Raw genomic sequence first — 25,844 nt, forward strand, 5'->3', positions numbered from 1 at the left:
TTATATTTACCAGCAAGTATAATTATTTGATGTCGAATAAAAAAAGTATACATTTCGAAGTTTCAGAACGCAAGATTCTCCTTAGGGTTGTTGACTTGGTAATGGTATTTATTGGAGTCTATTTATTAAGCCTGTATTTTGATTTTGAATATATTGAAGTCAGTATTGACAATAATGTTGCTTTAATTTTATTAGGGGTTTATTTTGCTGTTTTTTCCACTATTTTTGAAATGTACGACTTACAAAAAGCCAGTCAGTTTGATACTACGTTCAAAAATATAGTGATTACTGTTTCTACCGTCGTATTATTTTACCTATTAACCCCTGTGCTTTCGCCTTACTTACCTGATGAGCGATTGCAGATTGTTTACCTCTATATAACGCTTATTATTTCGCTTACTTTATGGCGTATTTTTTACACTAATTTAATCGAATCACCACGCTTTTATAAACGTGTACTTTTGGTTGGTGAAATTTCTAATATCCAAGGTTTAATTAAGGCATTAAATACTTCAGATCCCAATTATAAAATCGTTGGTTTTATTAATAGCGAAGCTTCTTCAGTTGAGGCTGTTAAATTCAAAGGGCTTCCAGAATTTGAAGCAAAAGACTTTTTAGAGACTATTAAACAGGAAAACATATCTGAAATTTTAGTCGCTAGTTTTAATTCAGAAGCCATCATGGCAGGGGTGTATCACGATCTGATTTCATTGCTAGAACGTGGATTTAAAATTAGAGATTATACTCAAGTTTATGAAGAGTTATTGCATAAAGTGCCTATTCAATTCGTGGGTAAAGATTTCTACAAATACTTTCCTTTTAGTCGCAGTAATGAAAATAAACTTTACATGTTTACACAGCGTGCTTTTGATATCGTTTTTGCCTTTATTGGTTTAGCGATTGGTGTGTTATTATTGCCTTTTATTTTAATAGGAAATGCCATAGGGAATAGAGGTCCTTTATTTTATTCTCAAGAGCGTGTTGGTAAAAATAGTGTGCCTTTTAATATTCTTAAGCTTAGAAGTATGGTGATTAATGCCGAAGCTGATGGTGTAAAGTGGGCACAAAAAAATGATTCTAGAATAACAAAATTTGGAATGTTTTTAAGACGCTCTCGTCTCGATGAAATTCCTCAATTTTACAATGTCCTTAAAGGTGAGATGAGTATTATTGGGCCACGTCCAGAACGCCCTTTCTTTGTGAATGAATTATCTCAAATTATTCCGTTTTATGAAACACGACATATCATTAATCCGGGTTTAACGGGTTGGGCGCAGGTCAGTACACGCTATGGTGCTTCAGTGGATGATAGCCTAACCAAACTTCAATATGATTTGTATTATATCAAACACAGAAGTATATTCTTAGACTTAAATATTGTTATTAAAACCTTAAGTACCATATTGTATTATAGAGGGCAGTAGGTTTTTAGTTAAGAGTTAAGGTGTGAAGTGTGAAGTGTGAAGTGTGAAAAAATTAAGAAATACGGCTAAATTATCATATATGCCTTATAGCGAAAACTACATTTTATGAGATCTTTCCAATTATTTTACAAATTATGATAATCCGGTGTTTTAATAGGATTGATGTGGTTAATTAAATAAACACAAATTCTCTACTAATTATTAATCGAACATTAGCGATTTAAAATTGTAAGGTGTTTAGGCCTAATTCTGATTAAATAATTTTACTAAATAGATATATCTTACCAATAATGCAATGAGCAAAGGAATTAAACCTATAGCAAATACTTGCACACCGATAATCCAATGTGAGGTTAGTAAACAAAGCATTATGATTAGAAATTTTAAATACTTTTTAAACCATGTTTTAACTTCTGGCTTAAGTAGCTGAGCAATTACAAAAATGTTAAGCGGGAATGCCCATAATACATTGTAATTTTGAGCTGTAGCAGAATGGTCTGTGGCAAACCATAAAAATAGAATGAGGACACCTATAATTCCTGTAACACTAAAAAGTAAAAAGTCTAACCATTTGCTTCGTGCCTTACTTTTATAATCCTTATATGTTATAAATAAAACAAGGATAGCAACTAGACCAATTACTACTAATGGACTGAATAGGATGTTGGACGTATTTGTGCCTTGTTTTTGGTACAACACCGTTGCGTTTTTAATTAAAGGTTCAGAAGAGCTTGTTTCGGCGGTTTCAAAAAATGCATGTATATATTTTGGCAAAAACATAAATTCTTCAGCTTCTGCTTGTCTGTCGATTACAGATCCTAACGCAATATCTATTCCAAAGCTTCCCCAAGTATTTAAGCCGACTTGCTCATGTATAAGTTCTCGAAATGTTTTTGGCTCTAGATATTCAGGAGTTATAAATTTTAGGTTACCATTTGTTGTAGTTTGTGCTACATCTCTAATTCGAGTGGCACAATTATCATAGAAAAAATCATATAAATACCGTCTATTTTCAGGTTTGTAATTGTTTTCTAGGAAATTGAATAGATTCTGTTTTTCTTCAGTAGAAAGGTTTAAAACCTGTTCTTCAATCGTACGATTCGCATTGGTATAAGCATAATAAAAGCTACTGAAGTTATGTCTACTAATAAGATAGTTGAGTTTTCCTTGTGCGAATTTTAAATAAAAATTAGGTGCGCCAAAATCGTACTCTCCGTAACCGTAAACAACGTCGATTCCTCGATTTTGATCTTTAATTCTGAATGCATTATGTCCGAAAGCGTCATTTAGCGATTCACCAGGTCCGATAGTAATTACCGATATTTTTGCGTTGTCAGAAAGTTGAAATTGCTGAGCAAATGTGGAAGCAATAGTCAATAGTAAAATAAACGAGAGTAACTTTAATTTCATAAGTAAACCTATCTAAAGACGCTAAAGTCTATTTTTAAAGAAAACACATTAGAATATAATGCCGCACTCTGGTCTCCAATATCGGTAAACGCATAATCTATTTGAATACCTCTATATTTAAAGCCCACTCCGAAGTTAGGTTGGAATGTTATTTGTTCGGAATCATCAATTTGAAGTTCATTTTGAAAATTACCAACTCCTGCTCTCAAAAACACTAAATCGGTATAACCAAACTCAAACCCTAAGGCCGGATTGATACTCGCAAATGATGTGGATATAATATCATTATTTTCGGCAAAACGCACATTCAGATTTGCAGCAGCCAATAAGGAGTAATCATAATTAAATATCCACTCTTTAGACATCCCTATTTGTAATTTAGGAATTGTAATTTCAGTTGTTTCTGGTAACTCTTGGTTTTCACCTTCAACGGCTCCGCTAATTTGTTCAAATTTTTCTTCATCAATAGACCAAGCGTTATACGTGGTTGTAATATCTCTAGCCATGATACCAAATTTCCAATTGTTTTTGCTTTCAAATTGAATTCCTGCATCTAAACCAAAACCCCAAGCCGATGCAAAATCACCTATAATTCTTCGGATAATTTTAGCATTCACCCCAAAATTTAATCCATCTAAAGGTAATTTTCTAGCATATGAAAACGTGAGACCATAATCTGCAGTAGAAAAAGTACTTATTCTGTCGTAATTAATATTGCCTTGATCATCTATTAACTGTGTCGTATCTAAAATGTCATCAACTCCAAATCTAATGAGAGATAAGCCTACAGCACTTTTATTATCTAAAGGCATGGCATAAGCGATATAGTTGTAATTGGCTATGTTAGCAAAATAACTAGAGTGCATTAATGCCAACTGAGTATCTTCAAGGTGTACCAATCCTGCTGGATTCCAATAGCCAGAATTCACATCATCAGTTTGGGATACAACGGCATTACTCATACCTAAAGCAGCAGCATCAACACCAATATTCATGAATTCATTAGAATATTTTCGCGTCGTTTGCGCAGAAACTGTAAGGGTAGCAAGTGTCAATACCAAACTAAACACATAATGTTGCATATAAATTGTTTCTTTTTAGCTTAATTTTTATTAAAAATTGTTACCGTAACAAATGCTATGCTAAGAATTTGTAATTTCAATTAATCTAAAAATAATTCAATTTCTTTATACGACATTAGTTGTTCAATTTGGTATAAGAGAATTACATAGTAACTTTTCAACAGCAAAATTTTTTTACAAAGATGCATAATATTTTTCTATCTATTAAACTCTAGAAGTCTGTTCTTATTGTTTTCTTTTCATGTAAATTGAAAATAATATGAGATTAGACAAAAATTCTTTTATATTTTTACAAAAAATACATCTATGAGTTTTAAAAGACACATCCCTAATATTGTTACACTTCTCAACTTATTCTCTGGTTGTATTGCTGTAATTTTTGCTGTAAATGGTAATTTTATTGCGGCTGCTATTTTTGTGTTTTTAGGGGTGTTTTTTGATTTTTTTGATGGCCTTTTAGCCCGAAAACTCAATGTGCAAAGCCCTTTAGGTATTCAGTTAGATTCCTTAGCCGATTTGGTAACAAGTGGTGTAGTACCAGGAATTATAATGTTTCAATTGATTTCTGAAGCCACAAATTCTCCAAAATTAGGTGTGAATTCTGATAGCTGGAATTCCGTTTTTCATTGGGAAGAGTTTCAATTACCTGTACTACCTTTGATTGGTTTATTTATCACATTGGCATCAGCTTATCGCTTGGCTAAATTTAATTTAGATGAAGATCAGCAAACCTATTTTAAAGGTTTACCTGTACCTGCAAATACATTGGTGATATTATCATTACCACTTATTTTAGAGTATCAGAATAACGACCTTATAAATTCCGTAATTTATAATAAATGGTTTTTAATTAGTTTAACACTATTGAGTTGTTATCTTTTAAACTCTAACATCAAATTATTTGCTTTAAAATTTAAAAATTGGGGATTTAAGGATAATGCCGTACGTTATATATTTTTAATACTGAGTGTAGTCCTTTTGATTGTGTTACATTTTGCAGCAATTCCGCTAGTGATTGGTTTATATATTGTACTTTCTTTAGTGACGCAATCTAAAATTTAATTTTACCCAAACTTAAAGATAATAAATGGCTTCAGGATTTTTTGCATTACTCGATGATATAGCAGCTATAATGGATGACGTTGCTGCAATGACCAAAATCACGACTAAGAAAACAGCAGGTATTTTAGGTGATGATTTGGCAGTGAATGCTGAAAAAGCTTCAGGATTTGTGTCTTCTCGTGAAATCCCAGTATTATGGGCTATCACTAAAGGCTCTATGCTAAATAAGCTTATTATATTGCCATTGGCATTTTTATTAAGTGCTTTTGTCCCATGGGCTATAATAGTGATATTAATTCTTGGTGGTTTGTACTTAGCCTACGAAGGGGCTGAAAAAATCTATGAGTTTATTGTGCCGCATCCAAAAGAAGAGACTGCTGAACTTAAAAAAGATTATACTGAAGAAGAACTTTTAGATTTAGAAAAAGCAAAAATTAAATCGGCTGTAGTTACGGATTTCATACTTTCTGTTGAAATTGTTATCATAGCTTTAGGTTCGGTGGTTAATGAGCCTATAGTTACTCAAATTATTGTGGTTTCGATTGTGGCGTTGATTGCGACTGTCGGTGTTTATGGCATCGTCGCTTTAATCGTTAGAATGGATGATTTGGGTTTGAGATTTATAAGTAAAAGCAATGGTAAAAGCGGATTTTTATTTGGATTAGGGACCGTTTTAGTCAAAGCTTTACCAATAATTATTAGAAGTTTATCTGTTATTGGTACGATTGCTTTACTATTAGTGGCTGGTGGTATTTTTGTTCATAATATAGAATTTATGCATCATTTTTTAGAGCAGATTCCATCAATTTTACGTGATTTTATTGTTGGACTTGTAGCTGGTGCTGTTTGTCTACTTTTGGTAAATGGTGTGAAGTTATTGCTTCCTAAGAAAGGTGTGAGGCATTAGAATTTGAATTTTGTTTTGTACTTGTTGGTGGAAAACACCAACAATGGCGTAGGATGCTATACATAAACTCATTAGTTGCCTACATTGGTATTTTTTACCAACGTTTATTATACAAAATGTTATTAATGCAATATTGAAAAGACATAAAAGAAACGCTTAGGAGGTATTAAAAATAATGATATTTAATCTTCAAAGACTTTTAATTCAGTACCTAAAGTGATATTATTAATTCTGTCTTTTTTATGTTCATTGAGATAAAACAATGTCCATGTTTTGTCATTATCAAAGCGAGACCGACTATAGGTGTTATTTTTGCTTTCACTATAATTTACAGGGAAATAGGGTTTAATATGCTTTGGGAACTTATATAGACCTTCCTTCGTTTCCTTTTCATAAAATGGTGAAGTTGGTATTAGATTGCCTTCAACATCTGCAGGACCTAAGTTTAATAACGCTATATAAAGTCCATTTTTTGGTAAGTAAATTTGATGCTGTTCTAAATCTATTTTTAGCTGATCCGTCTTTTCATCAAATAGAATTGTGATTGATTCCGTCGTAATTTCATTTCCAGGTAAACCATTTTCATTGGTATAAAAACCAATACTATACAAGGTTGCAAATGGATGCCGCTTTAAAACTTGTTTTTTCTTGCCCGAAAAATCCATAGTTTTATTATAGCTTGGGATGGTGACAGATTTTATCTGAACATCCATACCACTAAAATTATTCTCAATTAAGCAAGCAATTTCACTACCGATAGGGTTCCGGTACGAGTTTAAGAAATCCTTATCGTTAATGGATTTTGTTTTTTCTGTTTTAAACTTTCGTTTTTTATCAGATAAGAGAACTTCCTCTAGCATTGTTTCAATTGGATCTAAACCTATGAGTTGCTGTTTTATGGAGTCCACAAAAATAGTTTTTGTTTCAAAGCCTAACACAGAGAGTTGCATTCTATCAGACGCGATAAGACTTAAGTCAAATTGTCCATTTTTATCTGTATAAATGCCATCTTTATCTCCAAAAGAGATATTTACATATGCAATAGGTTGTGCTGTTAATTGATCACTAACCGTAACGATAGTTTCATTTTGCCCAATAATAGGACTAAGCTTGAGAAGAAAACATAAGCTTAAAACAATATATTTAAAATTCATTTATAAGGGATGAAAGTTTAAGGAGCCTTGATGGTTCTGCTTATAAGTAATTAGAATTCTAACTTCTTCTTACGTAACTCAAAATTTTGACCCAAATACACTTTACGTACCATTTCGTCACTCGCTAATTCTTCAGGTTTACCAGCTTTAAGAATGGTACCTTCAAACATTAAATACGTTCTATCTGTAATAGCAAGAGTTTCTTGTACGTTATGATCGGTAATAAGAATACCAATGTTCTTTTTTGTCAACTTAGCAATAATACGTTGAATATCTTCAACAGCTACAGGATCGACTCCTGCAAATGGTTCATCTAATAATATAAAGTTTGGATCGGTTGCTAATGCTCTAGCAATTTCCGTTCTACGTCGCTCTCCTCCAGAAAGTAAGTCTCCTCTATTGGTTCTAATATGGCCTAAGCCAAATTCTTCAATAAGCGATTCCATTTTATGGTGCTGTTCTTTCTTACTTAGTTTTGTAAGTTGTAACACACTTAAAATATTATCTTCAATACTCAGTTTTCTAAATACCGACGCTTCTTGAGCCAAGTAGCCAATTCCGTTTTGAGCACGTTTGTACATTGGGTATTTGGTAATGTTGGTATCATCTAAAAAAATATTACCACCATTAGGTTTAATAATCCCAACAATCATGTAAAAAGATGTGGTTTTACCAGCTCCATTCGGACCCAATAAACCAACAATCTCTCCTTGATTAACTTCTAAAGAGACATCTTTTACTACTTTTCGTCCGCTGTAGGACTTCATTAAATGTTCTGCTCGTAACTTCATATATGGTCTAAGAACGCTAAATTTAATAAAATCATATAGATTCTATTGGCTTTGGCTATCAATTTATTAAAAGTTTAACCTTGTGCGTTGTGTTCTTCTATAGCATCCCAATATTCGTGTGCACGACGTAAATGCGGAATCACAATAGTACCACCAACCAAAGTTGCAATACCAAGGGCTTCACTGATTTCTGCTTTGGTCAAACCTTCCTTATAAGATGATTCTAAGTGATATTTTACACAATCGTCGCATCGTAAAACGGTAGAAGCGACCAAACCTAAAAGTTCTTTGGTCTTTTTGTCTAAAGCTCCTTCTTGGAAGGCATTAGTATCAAGATTAAAAATTCGTTTTACAATTTTGTTATTATCGGCTAATATTTTATCATTCATTTTAGCACGATAGTCATTGAATTCTTTTACAATGTCAGACATAATTTAGGGCTTAACTTTAGATTTTTTATTTTCTCTTGCTTCTTTTCGCTTTTGATTTCTTACTACAATAGCCGAAATATAAATACTAGCTTGATACAATATTAATATAGGAATAGCTACGATGATTTGACTCGCTATATCAGGAGGAGTAATAATCGCAGATAAAATTAAAACTATAACTAAGGCGTATTTTCTATATTTTTTCAAAAATTGAGGTGTTACCAACCCAATCTTGGTTAAAAAATAAATGACTATTGGTAATTCGAAAACTAACCCTGCAGCTAAAGACGATGATCTCACAATAGAATTATAAGAACTCAAATCAAATGCATTTGAAACTTCTTCTGCAAAGGTATAGTTAGTTAAAAAGTTTAATGATAAAGGAGTAATGACATAATAGCCAAAAGCAACACCTAAAAAGAAAAGGAATGATGCGATTAATATAAATCCTCTTGAATTTCTACGTTCGTTAGTTTGTAATCCAGGACTTATAAAACTCCATAATTGATATAATACATACGGAAATGCAATGACTAATCCAGCATAGATGGATGTCCAGATATGTGCAGAAAATTGACCTCCAACCGATCTCACTTCAATAACAAAGGGAAGCTCTTTAGCGCAAAATGACATATCCATTCCAAAAAACTTAGACATTTCGCAGAGTGCAACGTATGTTGGGAAATCCATGTGCTTTGGTGCCATTATAATCCCAACAATAAAATCTTTGAAAATAAAAGCTAAAGTAGCAGCAATCACAACACTAACAACTGCTCTTACTAAATGCCATCTTAATTCTTCGAGATGATCTAAAAAAGACATCTCATCTATATTCTTTTTCGCCATTATATAATGCCTTCTTTTATTAAATCGTGAAGATGAACTACTCCAGAATATTTACCATCATGTTCTACCAACAATTGAGAAATGCCAAACTCTTCCATAACTTCCTTAGCGTCAACAGCCATCGCGTCTTCCGAAATACGTCTCGGATTATTGCTCATAATGTCTTTTGCTTTTAGATTCATAAAATCATCACTTTTACTCAACATTCGTCTTAAGTCACCATCAGTAATAATACCCACAATTTTCTCATTATCTAGCACAGCAGTTACACCGAGCATTTTTTCGGTAATTTCTACAATCACTTCTTTTAATGATGTTTCTAAACCAACGTGAGGTTTCTGATTTTGAGACGATAAATCATTCACTCTTAAATATAGACGTTTTCCAAGTGCTCCACCAGGATGATATTTTGCGAAATCTTTGCTCGAAAATCCTCGTAATTCTAATAAACAAACCGCCAAAGCATCTCCCATAACTAATTGTGCTGTGGTACTTGTTGTTGGTGCTAAATTATTAGGACAAGCTTCATGTGTTACAAAAGTGTTCAAAATAAAATCAGCTTGCTGACCTAAAAACGACTCAATATTGCCTGTAATCGCAATCATTTTATTATTTGCATTCTTAATAAGTGGCACTAAAACTTTTATTTCTGGAGTATTTCCACTTTTAGAAATACAAATTACAACGTCGTCTTCAAGAATTAATCCAAGGTCTCCGTGGATGGCATCTGCAGCATGCATAAAAACAGCTGGAGTACCAGTTGAATTTAAAGTAGCAACGATTTTGTTAGCTATAATGGCGCTTTTGCCTATTCCTGTGATAATAACTCTACCTTTAGAATTGTAGATTAACTCTACGGCATTTGCAAAATCATCAGTCAATAATTCAGACAAATGGTCTATGGCTTTGCTTTCTAATTTTATGGTGGAGGTTGCAGTTTTTAGAATGGATTGCTTAGTGTTCAAAACTTATTATTTATTGAGTTTTCAAAGTTTAAAGAAATTGTTATCTTTAAACTTGTTGCAAATGTATATAAAATACCAATAGGGATTAATGAGTATTGCAGAAATTGACTTACACTCCGCATTAAAAAAGTACTTTGGATTTTCAGAATTCAAAGGCCTTCAAGAAGAAGTAATAAAGAACGTCGTCGCAGGAAATAACACTTTTGTTATTATGCCAACAGGTGGTGGGAAATCTTTATGTTATCAACTACCAGCATTAATTGCTGAAGGTACTGCTATAGTAGTATCTCCACTTATTGCGTTGATGAAGAACCAAGTAGATGCCATTAGAGCTGTGTCTGAGCACGAAGGTGTGGCACATGTTTTAAACTCTTCTTTGAACAAAACGGAAGTTAAACGCGTAAAAGATGATATTACTAATGGCATTACAAAGTTGCTTTATGTAGCTCCAGAATCGTTAACGAAAGAAGAATATGTCGACTTTTTAAGGACCGTCAAAATTTCGTTTATGGCTGTAGATGAAGCCCACTGTATTAGTGAATGGGGACATGATTTTAGGCCAGAATATCGGAATCTTAGGACGATTATTAAGCGTATTGGAGATAATATTCCAATTGTTGGACTTACAGCAACAGCTACTCCAAAGGTTCAAGAAGATATTTTGAAGAGTTTAGGGATGCCAAATGCTGTAACATTTAAAGCGTCTTTTAATAGACCTAATTTATATTATGAAGTACGTCCAAAAACTAAAAATGTAGATGCCGATATTATTCGTTTTGTGAAACAAAACGAAGGAAAATCTGGAATTATATATTGTTTAAGTCGGAAACGTGTTGAAGGTTTGGCACAAGTTCTTCAAGTTAATGGTGTAAAAGCCGTTCCGTATCATGCTGGTTTGGACGCCAAAACGAGAGTAAAGCATCAAGATATGTTCTTAATGGAAGATACTGATGTTGTTGTGGCTACTATTGCCTTTGGAATGGGTATTGACAAACCAGATGTGCGTTTTGTGATTCATCATGATATTCCTAAAAGTATCGAAAGTTATTATCAAGAAACTGGTCGTGCCGGTCGTGATGGAGGTGAGGGGCATTGTTTAGCTTACTATGCATATAAGGATATAGAAAAGCTCGAAAAATTTATGGCAGGCAAACCTGTTGCTGAACAAGAAATTGGTCATGCCTTACTACAAGAAGTTGTTGCTTTTTCTGAAACTTCAGTGTCTAGACGTAAATTTATACTTCATTATTTTGGGGAAGAATTCGATAATGAAACTGGTGATGGCGGAGATATGGATGATAATGTTCGGTTCCCTAAAAAGCAAGCTGAAGCCCAAGATGATGTTAAAATTCTTTTAGAGACTGTAGAAAAAACCAATGAAAAATATAAAGCTAAAGATTTAGTACAAGTTCTTGTTGGAAATGCAAATGCGCTTATTTCTTCACATAAAACAGACTTACAACCCTTCTTTGGAATTGGGAAAGGAAAAGATCCACGGTATTGGATGGCTTTAATTCGCCAAGTATTAGTAGCACGTTATTTAAAGAAAGATATTGAAACTTATGGCGTTTTAAGATTAAGTGAAGCCGGAAAGGATTTTATTAAAAATCCAACTTCTTTTATGATGGCAGAAGACCATGTGTTTGATGAGGATTCAAACGATGGTATTGTCACTAATGCTAAAGGAGGTGGTGCTGTTGCAGATGAGAAATTAATGGGAATGCTAAAAGACTTACGTAAGCGAAATGCTAAAAAGTTAGGTGTGCCTCCATTTGTTATTTTTCAAGATCCATCATTAGAGGATATGTCTTTAAAATATCCTATTACTATTGAAGAATTAACGAATGTACATGGTGTAGGTGAAAGTAAAGCTAAAAAATACGGTAAAGATTTTGTTGGATTAATAGCCGATTATGTTACCGATAATGATATTTTACGACCAGAAGATATGGTGGTGAAATCCACAGGAACAAACTCTGCTATAAAATTATACATCATTCAGAATGTCGATCGAAAATTGCCATTAGATGACATTGCGTCTTCAAAAGGTATGGCAATGCCTGCGTTTATAAAAGAAATGGAGGCTATTGTGTTTTCTGGAACCAAATTAAATATTAATTATTGGATTGACGATATTTTAGATGAAGATCAACAAGAAGAAATTCATGAGTATTTTATGGAATCCGAAAGTGATAAAATAGATGATGCCATTGAAGAATTTGATGGAGACTATGATGATGAAGAGTTACGTTTGTATCGTATAAAGTTTATGAGTGAAGTGGCTAATTAGGAGTTCACTGATCAGTATTCAGTAGGCAGTCTCAGTATTCATTGAAAAGAGGTCGGTATTTAGATTAAAGTGAAAAGTGAAAAAGTTTAATAATTGGTTCTTAAGGAGATTTTGTAATTTCCTATTTACTTTTTTTTCTCTGTGTAAACTTCACGAATCTCACTGGAATTATCTAAGCAAAAGAACAAAGTGAATTGTTTAATCCGAGTCAACTTTTTATTATTTGCAGCGATAGTTATAACTAGTGCATTTCGTGTTGGATTTTCATGCAAAGCTATTAATGCGAGAAATCGGCATTAACTTTTTTTAATCTTAACATTAATAGAGTGAACCCTTTTTTAATCGTTCTTTTAATTATATTGTTTCCTTTTTATGTCTGGATAACAGGATTTTTAAATGCTTGTTTTTTTATTCCATTTTTTAAAGAAGGAGAAGCAACGGATTATTTAGAGGCTCATGGATATGAGTTTGTTAAGTGTGAGGAAATAAAAAATGACGGACAATATAAATTAGAGGAAAGCCTTATAAATAGACTGTATTCGTATAAAACGTATTACCAAGTTACGGCAAAATCTATTTCAGATGATTCAGATAAATCATTTAGATTGATACTATTAAAAACGTATTTACCATTCAATATTAAGAGAGAGCTGTATTATTTTGAACAATCATAAATTTTAAGATTCAGTTTCTAATTTTATTCCTCTTCATCGGATGCATCAATCACAACATATTTACTGAAAAGAATATCGTGCTTCTTTACTTTTATTTGAATGCTTCTAAGTGTGGCACTTTCTAAGTTTTTTACGTCACTTTCTTCAATCTGAAAATCAATTTTAGTGACATTTCTACCTTTTGTATCTGAGTTCTCTGATTCAAATTCTGGCATATCAGCTTCTAATTTTAATTTGAAGTCATCTCCAACAAAGTATAATTGTGCTCCATTTTTAGATTTCACATTGAGCGCACCAACAATAACGGTTTGAAAAAAGAAATAGCCTCCCAATTCATTCAATCCAGCAAAAAGTACATTATCTTCAGCGACACCAAAGGGTCTGTTTTCTACATCATTAATAATTGCTTCAATAGTATCACCGGATTTCAATTTAGTTTTAGAACCGAAGAGCTTAGATAAAAATGCCATGATATTTTTTTTCAAAGCTAAAAAAAAGAATCTAAACTTGTAATCGAATTTGTACCTGAATTTATTTCGATTTCAATTTGAGATTCGATTTCAAGTTAACTTTCTTATCTTTGCACCCTTAAACAAAATAAAACACAATGCAAGACGGTATATACGCAAAATTCAACACTACAAAAGGTGCAATCTTAGTAAATTTAGAGTTCGAAAAAGCTCCGGGAACAGTCGGTAACTTTGTTGCTTTAGCAGAAGGGAATTTAGAAAATTCAGTAAAGCCACAAGGCACTCCTTATTATGATGGATTAAAATTTCATAGAGTTATTCCAGATTTTATGATTCAAGGTGGTTGTCCACAAGGTACAGGAACTGGGAATCCAGGTTACAAATTTGATGATGAGTTTCACCCAGATTTAAGACATAGTGGTCCTGGTGTTTTAGCTATGGCGAACTCTGGTCCTGGTACTAACGGAAGTCAGTTTTATATCACACACATTGCTACGGATTGGTTAGATAACAAGCATACGGTTTTTGGTAATGTAGTGGAAGGTCAGGATGTTGTTGATGCTATTGCACAGGGAGATACAATTGAAAGTATTGAAATCATAAGACAAGGTGATGCTGCAGAAAAGTTTAATGCAATTGAAGCATTTAGAACATTTGAAGGTTCTCGTGAAAAACGTATTGCTGAAGAACGTGAAGCTGCAAGAGCAGAATTAGATAAATTAGCTGTTGGTTTTGATGAAACAGCATCAGGTTTACGTTACCAAATCATTCAAAAAGGAGATGGTAAAAAAGCTGAAAAAGGAAATACAGTTTCTGTACATTACAAAGGTCAATTAGCGGATGGAACGGTTTTCGATTCGTCATATAAGAGAAATTCACCTTTAGATTTTCAAGTTGGAGTAGGTCAGGTGATTGCTGGTTGGGATGAAGGTATTTGTCTTTTAAATGTAGGAGATAAAGCACGTTTGGTAATTCCTAGTGATTTAGGTTATGGTGCTGCAGGTGCTGGTGGAGTTATTCCTTCAAATGCAACGTTAATTTTTGATGTAGAATTAATGGGTGTAAAATAAGAACACGTCATTAAGTTTATGTCTATCAAAATAGTAAAAGAAAGTCTCACTTAATTGTGGGACTTTTTTTTGTTTTATATGTTCGAAGTAATTTTTTATTTATAATCTTTCTATTCTTTAAGTTATAATAATTGTCATGAGGTAATTTATTAATATTTGATTACTTTGTCATGCAAATGATTAAATCTATTTAATGCTTAGTATAAAAAACACCGAGTTAAATAATGAAGTGCAAAAAGAAATAAATTACAGTTTTGGTAATATTTTTATATTTGATGGTTTTGTTGTATCAGAAATAAATGAAGGTGTTAGTTTTTCATGGGAAGAACACGCAAAAAAAATTATTGATGATGTTATTGAGTTTACAAACTCTAAAGGAGATGAGTTGGTATTAATATCGCATCGAATTCATTCTTATTCTGTAAAACCAACAGGTTGGCTTCAGTTTTTTAGAAGTAGTTTAAACTTGAAAGGCTACGGTATTGTTTGCTTTACAGGTGCTAGTTTAAAAAATACAGCTATCGAGAACCTCTTTTTTAAGAAGCGCATAAGACATTTTGGAACTATCGAAAGTGCTGTGCAATGGGCAACTAGCTTTGATATAGTAGATGTTAATAGTACAATGAACTAAATAGAATTATTAGTTTCTGACTACACTAGGTGGTTTTAAAACCAAGAAATATGTACGCAGGATATAATTTTTATATCATTATTTTCTTCAATGCATTACTGAACTTATGTATTTCTAATAGTTCAACTATCATTTTCTGATAAAAAAATGAGCTAATTTTAAGCTTTTTTAAGCAATAAACTCAACTGTTTCCCAAAAATAGCAGCAATACCAGCAGCTAAACCACCAACGATACCTGTTACCAACATAAGAACGTATGGATTGCCACCTAAAGGTAAAAGCACTGCAATACGTTTGGCTAAAGTGAAATCGTTTCCACTACTTAAAAAATAACTCAACACAAACCAAAATAAAAGTATAGCTAAAAACGGAATAAAAAATACGGCTGCTCGTTTTAATGGAATAAATAAAGCGGTTGCTACGGCAGCGACCATTACAGACCACCAAGGCAGAAATAATGAGAGTGTGTAAGCGAATATAATTGTGACTATAAAATTGATGATATTTTTGCTCATTACTTATTAGGTTTTAGGGTTTGTGTGCCAATAATAACATCGGTTGCAGTATTGCTTTGTAAAAAATTAAGCTCGTGGTATTCGCCTGCCGCCCAGTCGTCTATAAAATTATCGTAATATTTACTTCCAGGATTTCCAGATTGTCCTCCAGGATAAATTCCTAAAGCCGTTGGAGGTGAAGTCATTTCAACAATCATTCTCCAAGATGGTCCGTGATCTTCAGACGTTGCATTTACAATGCTTCGGTCACCACCAATGGGAATATCGAATACTGAAAATGCCGGTAAACCTTGTAATAAATGTCCAACGTAAGTGGCTTTATACTTAAGCCATGTGTAATCTCCTTTTTCTGCTTTAATTTCTATTAATCGTTCTGCGGCTGATTTAAATGCTAATAGAAAAAGATCTTTGGCAGTTTCGGTTTTTGGTGTTTCCTTGATATCCATAAACGTATCATCACCTTTGTTTTTAAGTAAATAAATGGTTTGATAATTATATGGTTTATCTAAAAGTTCATCATCTACCTCCATTTCGTCCCAAACTAAATTATAAAGTTTTCCGTACCACTGTCTAAAAATACTTGGGCCAACTTCATCAATATCATTATTAAACCTCCACGCTTTTATCTCATTATATATTGACTTTTCCTCTGCTGTTAAACTAGAAGCATCCATATGCTCTAGCATATATGGTACTATTTCAGCAGCCTTTAAATTGTAGTTGTTATTGTGTAAATCTTTGAAATCTTGAATACTGAACTTGTCTTTAGCATTGAAGAAATCATTAATTACACGGTTTCTGTACGTTTCATAACCGTCATTAAATACATAATAAGGATAGGTTTCGTCTACAGGATGTTGATTTGCAGAACTCACAAAACCACGTTCCGGATTTTTAGAATAAGCATTGAATTCCTGTGGAATAAAACTTTGCCAATCATTTTCAGATTTGCTGCCATCCATTACAAATTTCCCTTGACCTTCCCATTTATTAGGAAATAATCCTTGTATCCAAATGGCAATATCGCCTTCCGTTGAAGCAAAAACAAAATTTTGAGCTGGTGCTACCCAATGTTTTAAAGCCTTGGTATAATCATCATAGTTTTTAGCTTTATTCATTTCCGTGAAGGTTTTCTGACCATTTCCTGGTATATGACCTGTCCATTGCATCGCGTAACCCGATAATTGATTGTCCGATTTAAAATTTTTATCATACACCACAGGACCATGATGCGTGTACAGTACAGAATCTTTATAAGTCTCCTTACCTTTTATTTTTATGTCTTCAATTCTTACGGAAATATCTTTCCATTCATTATCAAACTTGTATTGCGTTCTATCATCATTAAATTCAATTTTATACCAATCAATAACATCTCTTGTGGCATTGGTTTCTCCCCATGCAATATGTTGGTTAAACCCTGAAATAACAGCCAATGCACCGGGAAGTGTAGCTCCAAAAGCATTTTGATTAGGTGTACTGAGTTGCATTACAAACCAAATAGAAGGTAAGTTTAAGCCTAAGTGTGGATCGTTAGCCAAAATCGGATAACCTGAATATGATTTTTTGCCAGAAACGGCCCAATTATTACTACCATTATCAGGATTTGGTTGATCAATTGTTTCATGAACTGCATCTAAAATAGTATCGGTCTGAGACGTAGGACTAGGGGTTTGTGGAACATCAATATGGCTCCAATCGGTTTCTTTAGGAATTATAGGATCTGTAATATCAAAGAAATCTGGAAACAACAAATCAAAACGTTCCTTTCCAAACAAACGCAACGCATTGGTGTTTTCCATGTCTTCATCACCTCCTGCTAACATTTTAGTCATGTACATTAATAATAGCGCTGTTTTCTTAGTTGTCCAAGCCTCAGGTTTATAATCGAGCAACTTGTATTCAACAGGTAAATCTTTAGGGTCTAATTGATTAATATAGCTATTAACGCCATCTGCATAAGCCTGAACAAAAGCGGATGTTTTTTCATTCTCAGCCATTTTCTTTAAGGTTTGCTCCGCGCCAAAACCCATACCACGTCTGCGTTCTTGTCTATCATAGCTTAAAGCTCCTTCTCCTATAATTTCAGATAAGCGACCTGCTGCTGCATAGGTTTGAAATTCCATTTGCCAAAGACGATGTTTTGCGGTAATGTAACCTTGTGCTCTGTATAAATCGATTTCATTTTCAGCGAATACATGTGGAATTAATTCGGCATCATAATGCACTGTGACTTTATCATTTAAATCGGGAATCGATACCTCTCCTGTAATGGATTCGTCGGTTTCATTTTGCCAAACTCCAGTATATGGATTTAAGAATTTACCAATGGGTGGAATGGACCCAAACTTAGTGTTTAATGCATAAAAAATGCCTATCGTTAGTACGAAGGATAGAATTAGTTTAAAATACTTCATGAAGTTGAGTTATAGAGAATTTAAAAATAGGAAAATTATTGATATTCTAAGATATGAAACTGAACTAAATATCAGTAATGCAGAATGTAAATGGGTTACTTTTAAATTACACGAAGATTTACAGAGGTTGCGCAGAGATGCACAGAGAGAAATAAGAAAAAAAAGAACTAAATTTAGAATGAAAAACTAATTTACTAAAGGCTACCTAAGCACTAATTTTTTAACCACTTCTTTTCTTAATGACTCATTAAGCATTTTTATAATTTTTTCTGTGCCGTAACTCAATTCTTCTCTAAGCACACTAGAACTGAGTTGGACGTAGAGTGTATCATGTTTAAGTTCAATTGCTGTGGTATAATTGTTAACGCCATTTCCCATTAGATTTGCCCATGCTTCGCGCACATCTACTTTGTCTAAACCAGACTGTAAATTGTTGGTTTGCACAAATTCTTTTAGAATATCGTGTATTGGTTGATTATCGTTATTTCGTTTTGCCATAATAGTTGCTGTTTCGGACTACGCTCAAGATAAAATTCAGCGGTAATCTCTTTATTAATTATTCTAAATCTAACTTAATAGGAGTGTAACGTTTATAAAGATACACATTATCATCTTCATTAATGATTCGAAGTTGTTGAGGTGTTGCTTCTAAAACCGTTTCTTTCCAATTGTTGTAAGGTGTTGTATAGTAGATGTTCAAAGCATTGTCATCAACTATTAATTGAATGCTTTCAGCATCACCCGATGTGAAATATGTGTCGTTGATTCCTGGTTTTAGTTTTTTTCTAAAGCCTTTCAAATTATCACTAATACTTATATAATCTATGGTTTCGTTGAATTTGTATTCTTTTTTGCTGCCATCTGCCATGGTGACTTCTTGTATTTCCCAATACCCCTCTACATGCTCAATGTATGTTTCTGGATTTGCGGAACAACTACATATAAAGAGGCAACATAGCCAGAAATAGTTTTTCATAATTTGAAAATTTTATAGGATTGATGTGTTTGTTTAATTACATCCTCAGTTCGTTCTGCGTGTGTGTCGCTGATAAAAATTTGTCCAAAATGCACGTCATCTACGAGATTAATAATTTGAGCAACTCTGTTTTCATCTAGCTTATCAAAAATATCATCTAATAAAAGAATAGGTGAGACTCCACTTTGTTGTTTTATAAAATCAAATTGCGCCAATTTTAAAGCAATTAAAAATGATTTTTGTTGCCCTTGACTTCCAAATTTTTTAATTGGGAAGTCATCAATCAAAAATACTAAATCATCTTTGTGCGTCCCAACACTGGTATATTGTAAGGCCTTATCTTTATTAATGGTTTTACGTAGTAAATCTTTTAATTCAGTATCAAACAAATCACTTTTGTACTGTAAATCTATTGCTTCTTTATTTTGGCTTATGGCTTCATAGCGTGCTTTAAAAATAGGGATGAAGGTTTTTAAAAAAGCATCTCGTTTTTTAAATATTTCGGTGCCATAGTTATGAAGTTGTTCATTATAAATAGAAAGTGTATCATTATTAAAGGTATTGTTTACTGCGAAATATTTTAGCAACGCATTTCGCTGTGTTAAGACCTTATTGTAATTAATAAGTTCTGTTAAGTAGCTTTTATCACTTTGCGAAATAACACTATCTATAAATTTGCGTCGCGTGTCGCTACCTTCAATAATTAAATCGCGATCTGCAGGTGAAATGATTACCAGAGGAATAAATCCAATATGCTCACTAAACTTTTCGTAAGCCTTGCTATTACGCTTAATAACCTTTTTTTGACCACGTTTTAAGGATACGATGATTTTTTCGTCACGTTCATTTTTAGTAAAATTACCATCTACAACAAAAAACTCTGCATTGTGATTGATATTTTGAACCGCAATAGGATTAAAGTAACTTTTTCCGAAAGCGAGATGATAAATGGCATCTAAAGCATTCGTTTTTCCGATACCATTGGCACCAACAAAACAGTTGATTTTGACGTCGAAATCGAAAACTTGACTTTCGAAATTTTTATAATTAATTAAAGAGAGCGTATTTAGATTCATGAAAAGATAACATTATGCCTAATTTTACTGATGTAGCAAAGCATTTTGAGCTTGTAATTAATAATTCAAAAATAACAAATAAATAGGCTTTTAAATCCCAATAAAAATTTTATTTTTGCGGACGCACAAAATGACAATTTATGGCAACGTATAAGAAAAGAGGCTACAAACCTAAGACAGTAAAAGAGAAGGAAGAGGTTTTTGAAGAAGAATCAACAACAGCAGAAGTGTTTAACACTTTAGATGAAGGTGCTTCGAGAACAGAAGAATGGGCTGTTAAAAATCAAAAATATATTTTAGGTGTTGTTGGAGCTGTGGCTTTAATAGTTTTATGCTATTTAGGATATAATAAGTTAATAGCGGAACCACAACAAAAGGATGCTATGAATGAAATGTACACAGCTAAAAAGTATTTTGATGATGCTGTTAGTGGTGTATCTTCAGATTCACTTTACAGAATGTCTTTAGATGGTGGTGAAGGTAAATACGGAATGCTAGATATTATTAATGAGTATGGAGGAAGTCCTGCTGCCAATTTAGCAAACTATTATGCTGGTATGGCATATTTGAATTTAAAAGATTATCAAAATGCAGTAGAGCATTTAGGGAATTTTTCTAGTGATGATAAAATGTTGAATCCTATCGCTAAAGGTGGTATTGGTGATGCATTTGTACAATTAGATCAAAAATCGGATGCTTTAGGGTATTACGAAAAAGCATTTAAGGCTAACGTAAATGATTTTACAACTCCTTTATACTTAATGAAAGCTGCACGTGTTGCTATTGATTTAGGTGAGAATGCTAAAGCTTTAGACTATTTAAAGCGTATTAAATTAGAATTTTCTACTTCAACTGAAGCAAAAACTGCAGATGTTTTAATCGGAAAAGTAGAAGCAAGCTTATAGTATATGGCTACTGCAAATCATAATTTATCGGCTTACGATAAAGCTACAATCCCAAACGCGAAAGATTTTCGGTTTGGGATTGTTGTTTCAGAATGGAATGACAAAATTACTGAAGGCTTATGGCAAGGTGCTTTTGATGCCCTGTTAGATTGTGGAGCCATTAAGCAAAATATTGTGCGTTGGAATGTGCCTGGTGCTTTTGAGTTAACTTATGGTGCGGCCAGAATGAGTAAAAGTATCTATGCAGACTCCGGAATGTTAGATGCTATTATTGTAATCGGTTGTGTTATTCAAGGAGAAACAAAACATTTCGATTTTGTTTGTGAAGGGGTAACTCAAGGCATAAAAGATCTTAATGTAAAAGGTGATATTCCTGTAATTTTCTGCGTACTTACCGATAATACAGAGCAACAATCTATTGATCGTTCTGGTGGAATTCACGGAAATAAAGGCACTGAAGCTGCTATTGCAGCGATTAAAATGGCGGCTTTACGTAAGGAAACGGCATAAGTTTTCAGTTGGCAGTTTTCAGTCTCAGTAAAAAGTTCTCAATTTTAAATGTAAATTAGAAAGCTTTCAACCTTTTACTCTGTGAATCTCAGTGAAAGTTTCGTGTTGCTCTGCGTAATTTATCCATACAAAGAATTCGTGTAGACCTTGTCAAACCTTCTTTCTATTTGTAATGTAATGGTGTATTTCGTTTGAGTGTCTGAATGTAATAACAGCTACATTAGAATTTTGAGCTTCATAAGTGTCAGCCTTTTTTATTTCAATTTCGATTTCAGCTTCAAATTCACGTCGTGGCATCCTTTTTGTTAATAATTTTAAGGAATCCTTAAGGGACATTTCCTAGTATTTTCAGTAACTTTGATTAAATCCAAAAGCTATGTTTTCAACATTCTTCAAACAAAACAAAAACAAAAGGTATAATTATACTCCTCGCTATTATGATGAGCGAAAAGAGCGCATGGACAATTTGAAAAAAAAACATGGCCTAATTGAGGATGACAGTGAGGGGAAACGGTTTCATAGAACAAACTTCAGGGATGAGTGGAATCAAAAAAGTAACATTCAGAGTGACAAAAATACTAGAATTAGATTGTTAGTCATCGTTATCTTCCTTTTTTTAGCAGCCTATGTAACACTAAGTTATATTGATCTTTCAGCTTATTTGTAATGTCAGATATTATTCAACTTTTACCAGACCATGTTGCCAACCAAATAGCAGCAGGTGAGGTCGTTCAGCGTCCGGCTTCAGTAGTAAAAGAACTATTGGAAAATGCCATAGATGCTAATGCTACGGAAATTAAACTTATTATTAAAGATGCAGGAAAAACCTTAGTCCAAGTTATTGATAATGGCAAAGGAATGAGTGTTACTGATGCGCGATTGAGTTTTGAGCGTCATGCTACGTCAAAAATTAAAGCTGCTGAAGATTTATTTCAACTGAATACCAAAGGGTTTCGAGGTGAAGCTTTAGCGAGTATTGCTGCGATTGCCCATGTTGAACTTAAAACAAAACAAGACGAAGACGATTTAGGAACTGCTATTGTTATAGAAGGTAGTGAGGTGAAATCTCAAGAGGTTTCTGTGACTCCAACCGGAAGTTCGGTTTCTGTGAAGCATTTATTTTTTAATATTCCTGCAAGACGAAATTTTTTAAAATCAGATACGGTAGAATTGCGCCATATTACAGATGAGTTTCATCGTGTGGCCTTAGCGCATCCTAATATTGCGTTTGCTTTTTATCATAATGGAAGTGATTTGTTTAACGTACCACAAGAAAATTATAGACAACGTGTTGTTCATATTTTTGGAACCAAAACGAATGAAAAATTAGTACCAGTTGAAGAGGAAACGGAAGTTTTGAAAATTTCTGGGTTCGTGGGTAAACCCAATTTCTCTAAGAAAACGAAATCGGAGCAATTCTTTTTTGTGAATCAACGTTTTATAAAGAGTCCTTATTTGAATCATGCTATCAAATCGGCATTTGAAGGTTTATTAAAGGATGGTTATCATCCAAGTTATTTTTTGAATCTCACGGTTGATCCAAAATCGATAGATATTAATATTCACCCAACAAAAACTGAAATTAAATTTGACGATGAGCATACGCTTTATGCGATTTTGCGTTCAGCAGTGAAGCATAGTTTAGGACAATTCAATATTGCACCTGTTTTAGATTTTGAACATCAGAGTAGCTTTAATACGCCTTATGATTACAAGGATAAAAAAGCTTCCACACCAGCCATTGAGGTAGATCGTAGTTTTAATCCATTTGCTGAAGATTCAGGTGTTAAGCAAAAAAGTGCAAGTCATAATACAGGATTCAAGTCGGCACCAACATCATCTTGGGAAAGTTTGTATGTAGGAGTAGAGTCTAAAGGGAATAATTCTCCATCTGATTTTAGTCAGGTAACTTTTGAAAGTGAATCTAAAAATGAATCTATTTTTACTGATTCGTCTATTGAAACTAGAAAAACAACCTTCCAACTTCAGCAAAAATATATTGTAAGTACACTAAAATCTGGCATGTTAGTTATTGATCAGAATAGAGCACACCAACGTATTTTGTATGAAAACTTTCTAAAACATATTACCATTAAGGAAGCTACGAGTCAGCAATTGTTATTTCCATTAGAATTGCATTATACTCCGAATGAAACCAAAATTATTGACGACCTTAAAGCCGATTTAGAACATACCGGTTTTGTGTTTTCAGAATTGAATACTAAAGAGATTACGATTACTGGTGTTCCTGTTGGAGTGCCAGAAAGTGAGGTGTCTATTATTTTTGAGCAATTAATTAGCGATGTTGAAAATGATGTGCCAGACACTAATTTTAGTACTACGGATTTATTAGCTAAATCTATGGCTAAGAGTTTGGCTATTAAAAATGGTCAATCGTTAAATAGTACCGAACAAGAGCATATGGTAAATAGTTTGTTTGCCTGTAAGGAACCCAATGTATCACCAACTAATAGACCTACATTTATAACGATGGCAGTTGATGATATAGAAAAAAAATTCATGTAGACTATGAGATTTAATATAACAGATGCTGTAAAGCACTTAATCATTATTAATGTTGTAATGTTCATTGGGACAGTTGCATTAGGTGATGGTAAATTATTTTATAGTTTGTTTTCAATGTTTTTTCCAACAAACGATTTGTTTCAACCTTGGCAAGTTGTGACGCATATGTTTATGCATGGAAGTCCAACGCATCTTTTGTTTAATATGTTTGCTCTATGGATGTTTGGAACTCCTGTTGAGCAGCGTCTAGGTACAAAAAAGTTTCTGTTTGTCTATTTCTCTGCAGGTTTTGGTGCCTTACTATTTCAATTAGGTTATTATTATATTGATTATTTATCCGCGATGCAAAGTATTTCTGATTTAAATTTAAGTAAGGATTTATTGCATAAAATAATGAATATTGATGCCACTTCAGGTGATTATATTAAAAGTGAAATTCTTTATCAAAAAATGGTTCCACTCTTGAACGACGCTAATTTTACGACTGATATTTCTGGCGATAATTTTAAAGCGTTATTTGATTTAAATGTTCTTAATAGGAGTACAATGGTTGGGGCTTCCGGTTGTATCATGGGACTATTAGCTGCTTTTGGAATGATGAATCCTAACGCAGAACTAATGATGATCTTCCTACCAATACCAATTAAGGCCAAGTACTTTATTCCTGGCATCATACTATTAGATGTCATTTCAGCAATAACAGGGACGTCTTTCTTTAGTCCAAGTAATACAGCGTATATGGCTCACGTAGGTGGTGCCGTTATAGGGTTTTTAATTATGTGGTTTTGGAAGAAAAGTGAAAAGGATAAATACCGTTGGAATTAATATGAGTGCAATTCAAGATTTAAAATATAAGTTTAAAAATCTCGATGTTTTTGGTAAAATCATTGCCATTAATGTGGTGGTATTTATCGTTGGTCTGATTTTTAAATCATTATTGCGATTTAATTTGTTTAGTTATTTTGAAATGCCATCAGATATCATGGATTTCCTGTTTCAACCATGGTCTATAATTACGTATGGTTTTTTGCATAACGGATTATTGCATTTGGCTTTTAATATGTTATTTCTTTATTATTTATCGCGTTTAACCATGAATCTATTTCGTCCAAAAATGATCCTAAATATTTATTTTTTAGGTATTATCTGTGGTGGCTTGGCGTATTTGGCATTTGCAAATCTTGTACCGGCAAATTTTTACGGTGTTAATGGAGTTTTGGTAGGAGCTTCTGCTGGTGTTAGTGCCTTATTACTTTTTGTGGCGGCATATATGCCAAACACAGAAATTCGATTATTCAATTCCTTTAATGTAAAATGGAAACATATTGCCATGGTTATTGTTGGTTTGGATTTGTTCAGGCTAATGATTGGACTTAATCAAGGAGGGTATATAGCCCATTTTGGTGGTTATCTTTTAGGTTATATTTATGCCACAAAACTTCTTAAAGGCACTGATATTGGAAGTGGTTTTGAACGTTCTATGGATACTGTAATGAGTTGGTTTAAACCAAAATCTAATTTAAAAACAGTATATCGTAAAACCGAAAAAAAGGATTACGCTGGTAAGACTAAAGACGAATTTAATGCGTTTAATAATCAGAAAAAAATAGATTTAATTCTCGATAAAATCAGTAAAAGTGGCTACGAGAGTCTAACAGCTGAAGAAAAAGAGTTTCTATTTAGAGCAGGAAAGTAACAATACAATTTTCATT

27 protein-coding genes are annotated in these 25,844 nt (G+C 33.1%); 13 read left to right on the forward strand and 14 right to left on the reverse strand.

Going from position 1 to position 25,844, the window contains the following annotated elements:
- Positions 1-29: 29 nt before the first annotated feature.
- Positions 30-1,424 carry a sugar transferase gene (locus HM992_RS09560; protein ID WP_179319507.1) on the forward strand — a complete coding sequence of 465 codons (1,395 nt, stop codon included), beginning with the start codon at positions 30-32 and terminating at the stop codon, positions 1,422-1,424.
- A 243-nt stretch (positions 1,425-1,667) separates the two neighbouring features.
- Here the strand turns inward: HM992_RS09560 and HM992_RS09565 are convergent, their stop codons facing one another.
- Together HM992_RS09565 and HM992_RS09570 are read right to left on the reverse strand one after the other, a co-directional pair.
- Positions 1,668-2,834, reverse strand: coding sequence for a lipoprotein N-acyltransferase Lnb domain-containing protein (locus tag HM992_RS09565; RefSeq protein ID WP_179319508.1), 1,167 nt, complete (start codon positions 2,832-2,834; stop codon positions 1,668-1,670).
- A gap of 8 nt (positions 2,835-2,842) precedes the next feature.
- A complete protein-coding gene (locus HM992_RS09570) occupies positions 2,843-3,916 on the reverse strand; it encodes a putative type IX sorting system protein PorV2 (RefSeq protein ID WP_179319509.1) in 1,074 nt (357 codons plus the stop codon).
- A gap of 306 nt (positions 3,917-4,222) precedes the next feature.
- On the opposite strand from HM992_RS09570, the gene HM992_RS09575 reads away from it, so the two are divergent.
- Together HM992_RS09575 and HM992_RS09580 are read left to right on the forward strand one after the other, a co-directional pair.
- Positions 4,223-4,978: a CDP-alcohol phosphatidyltransferase family protein gene (locus HM992_RS09575; RefSeq protein ID WP_179319510.1), complete on the forward strand. Its 756-nt coding sequence runs from the start codon at positions 4,223-4,225 to the stop codon at positions 4,976-4,978.
- Between the two features lie 25 nt (positions 4,979-5,003).
- On the forward strand, positions 5,004-5,885 hold the full coding sequence (locus HM992_RS09580; RefSeq protein WP_178984767.1) for a DUF808 domain-containing protein: 882 nt from the start codon (positions 5,004-5,006) through the stop codon (positions 5,883-5,885).
- Between the two features lie 182 nt (positions 5,886-6,067).
- On the opposite strand, the gene HM992_RS09585 is transcribed toward HM992_RS09580, so the two are convergent.
- The 5 genes from HM992_RS09585 to HM992_RS09605 form a co-directional block, all read right to left on the reverse strand.
- Positions 6,068-7,039, reverse strand: a complete 972-nt coding sequence (locus HM992_RS09585) for a carboxypeptidase-like regulatory domain-containing protein (protein WP_179319511.1) — start codon at positions 7,037-7,039, stop codon at positions 6,068-6,070.
- A gap of 50 nt (positions 7,040-7,089) precedes the next feature.
- Positions 7,090-7,830 carry an LPS export ABC transporter ATP-binding protein gene (gene lptB / locus HM992_RS09590; RefSeq protein WP_178984769.1) on the reverse strand — a complete coding sequence of 247 codons (741 nt, stop codon included), beginning with the start codon at positions 7,828-7,830 and terminating at the stop codon, positions 7,090-7,092.
- Between the two features lie 74 nt (positions 7,831-7,904).
- A complete protein-coding gene (locus tag HM992_RS09595) occupies positions 7,905-8,261 on the reverse strand; it encodes a carboxymuconolactone decarboxylase family protein (protein ID WP_178984770.1) in 357 nt (118 codons plus the stop codon).
- Between the two features lie 3 nt (positions 8,262-8,264).
- The gene (gene tatC / locus HM992_RS09600; protein WP_178984771.1) at positions 8,265-9,107 is read right to left on the reverse strand and encodes a twin-arginine translocase subunit TatC; all 843 of its coding nucleotides are present in this window, start codon (positions 9,105-9,107) and stop codon (positions 8,265-8,267) included.
- Positions 9,107-10,072 carry a KpsF/GutQ family sugar-phosphate isomerase gene (locus HM992_RS09605; protein ID WP_179319512.1) on the reverse strand — a complete coding sequence of 322 codons (966 nt, stop codon included), beginning with the start codon at positions 10,070-10,072 and terminating at the stop codon, positions 9,107-9,109. Before HM992_RS09605 ends, tatC begins: the two co-directional genes overlap by 1 nt.
- An 88-nt stretch (positions 10,073-10,160) precedes the next feature.
- On the opposite strand from HM992_RS09605, the gene HM992_RS09610 reads away from it, so the two are divergent.
- Entirely contained in the window at positions 10,161-12,362 is a 2,202-nt protein-coding gene (locus HM992_RS09610) for a RecQ family ATP-dependent DNA helicase (protein WP_178984773.1), read from the forward strand.
- Positions 12,363-12,688: 326 nt separating this feature from the next.
- Complete coding sequence (locus HM992_RS09615) at positions 12,689-13,036, forward strand: hypothetical protein (RefSeq protein WP_179319513.1); 348 nt, start codon at positions 12,689-12,691, stop codon at positions 13,034-13,036.
- Between the two features lie 23 nt (positions 13,037-13,059).
- Here the strand turns inward: HM992_RS09615 and HM992_RS09620 are convergent, their stop codons facing one another.
- Positions 13,060-13,506, reverse strand: a complete 447-nt coding sequence (locus HM992_RS09620) for a hypothetical protein (protein WP_179319514.1) — start codon at positions 13,504-13,506, stop codon at positions 13,060-13,062.
- 137 nt (positions 13,507-13,643) lie between these two features.
- Between HM992_RS09620 and HM992_RS09625 the strand changes: the two genes are divergently transcribed.
- Complete coding sequence (locus HM992_RS09625) at positions 13,644-14,576, forward strand: peptidylprolyl isomerase (RefSeq protein WP_179319515.1); 933 nt, start codon at positions 13,644-13,646, stop codon at positions 14,574-14,576.
- Positions 14,577-14,769: 193 nt separating this feature from the next.
- On the forward strand, positions 14,770-15,207 hold the full coding sequence (locus tag HM992_RS09630) for a hypothetical protein (protein ID WP_178984777.1): 438 nt from the start codon (positions 14,770-14,772) through the stop codon (positions 15,205-15,207).
- 158 nt (positions 15,208-15,365) lie between these two features.
- Here HM992_RS09630 and HM992_RS09635 read toward each other — a convergent pair whose 3' ends face one another.
- The 5 genes from HM992_RS09635 to recF all read right to left on the reverse strand — a co-directional run bounded on the left by HM992_RS09635 (position 15,366) and on the right by recF (position 20,191).
- The gene (locus HM992_RS09635; protein ID WP_178984778.1) at positions 15,366-15,722 is read right to left on the reverse strand and encodes a hypothetical protein; all 357 of its coding nucleotides are present in this window, start codon (positions 15,720-15,722) and stop codon (positions 15,366-15,368) included.
- Positions 15,722-18,139: a penicillin acylase family protein gene (locus HM992_RS09640; protein ID WP_179319516.1), complete on the reverse strand. Its 2,418-nt coding sequence runs from the start codon at positions 18,137-18,139 to the stop codon at positions 15,722-15,724. Before HM992_RS09640 ends, HM992_RS09635 begins: the two co-directional genes overlap by 1 nt.
- A 201-nt stretch (positions 18,140-18,340) precedes the next feature.
- The gene (locus HM992_RS09645; protein ID WP_178984780.1) at positions 18,341-18,637 is read right to left on the reverse strand and encodes a DUF721 domain-containing protein; all 297 of its coding nucleotides are present in this window, start codon (positions 18,635-18,637) and stop codon (positions 18,341-18,343) included.
- A 58-nt stretch (positions 18,638-18,695) separates the two neighbouring features.
- On the reverse strand, positions 18,696-19,115 hold the full coding sequence (locus HM992_RS09650) for a lipocalin family protein (RefSeq protein ID WP_179319517.1): 420 nt from the start codon (positions 19,113-19,115) through the stop codon (positions 18,696-18,698).
- The gene (gene recF / locus HM992_RS09655; RefSeq protein WP_179319518.1) at positions 19,112-20,191 is read right to left on the reverse strand and encodes a DNA replication/repair protein RecF; all 1,080 of its coding nucleotides are present in this window, start codon (positions 20,189-20,191) and stop codon (positions 19,112-19,114) included. Before recF ends, HM992_RS09650 begins: the two co-directional genes overlap by 4 nt.
- A gap of 140 nt (positions 20,192-20,331) precedes the next feature.
- Here recF and HM992_RS09660 point away from each other — a divergent pair, with 140 nt between their 5' ends.
- Both HM992_RS09660 and ribH read left to right on the forward strand, forming a co-directional pair.
- Positions 20,332-21,096, forward strand: a complete 765-nt coding sequence (locus tag HM992_RS09660) for a tetratricopeptide repeat protein (RefSeq protein WP_179319519.1) — start codon at positions 20,332-20,334, stop codon at positions 21,094-21,096.
- A 3-nt stretch (positions 21,097-21,099) separates the two neighbouring features.
- Positions 21,100-21,606 (forward strand): 6,7-dimethyl-8-ribityllumazine synthase, encoded by a 507-nt coding sequence (gene ribH / locus HM992_RS09665; protein ID WP_179319520.1) that lies wholly within the window; start codon positions 21,100-21,102, stop codon positions 21,604-21,606.
- A gap of 150 nt (positions 21,607-21,756) precedes the next feature.
- On the opposite strand, the gene HM992_RS09670 is transcribed toward ribH, so the two are convergent.
- On the reverse strand, positions 21,757-21,903 hold the full coding sequence (locus tag HM992_RS09670) for a hypothetical protein (protein WP_179319521.1): 147 nt from the start codon (positions 21,901-21,903) through the stop codon (positions 21,757-21,759).
- Between the two features lie 79 nt (positions 21,904-21,982).
- On the opposite strand from HM992_RS09670, the gene HM992_RS09675 reads away from it, so the two are divergent.
- The 4 genes from HM992_RS09675 to HM992_RS09690 are packed head-to-tail and all read left to right on the forward strand — an operon-like array spanning position 21,983 to position 25,828.
- Positions 21,983-22,273, forward strand: coding sequence for a hypothetical protein (locus HM992_RS09675; RefSeq protein ID WP_178984786.1), 291 nt, complete (start codon positions 21,983-21,985; stop codon positions 22,271-22,273).
- On the forward strand, positions 22,273-24,132 hold the full coding sequence (gene mutL, locus HM992_RS09680) for a DNA mismatch repair endonuclease MutL (RefSeq protein ID WP_179319522.1): 1,860 nt from the start codon (positions 22,273-22,275) through the stop codon (positions 24,130-24,132). Before HM992_RS09675 ends, mutL begins: the two co-directional genes overlap by 1 nt.
- Positions 24,133-24,135: 3 nt before the next feature.
- Positions 24,136-24,957 (forward strand): rhomboid family intramembrane serine protease, encoded by an 822-nt coding sequence (locus tag HM992_RS09685; protein WP_179319523.1) that lies wholly within the window; start codon positions 24,136-24,138, stop codon positions 24,955-24,957.
- 1 nt (position 24,958) lies between these two features.
- Positions 24,959-25,828, forward strand: a complete 870-nt coding sequence (locus HM992_RS09690) for a rhomboid family protein (protein ID WP_179319524.1) — start codon at positions 24,959-24,961, stop codon at positions 25,826-25,828.
- Positions 25,829-25,844 lie beyond the last annotated feature (16 nt).

The organism is Winogradskyella helgolandensis (genome assembly GCF_013404085.1).
Lineage (GTDB): Bacteria > Bacteroidota > Bacteroidia > Flavobacteriales > Flavobacteriaceae > Winogradskyella > Winogradskyella helgolandensis.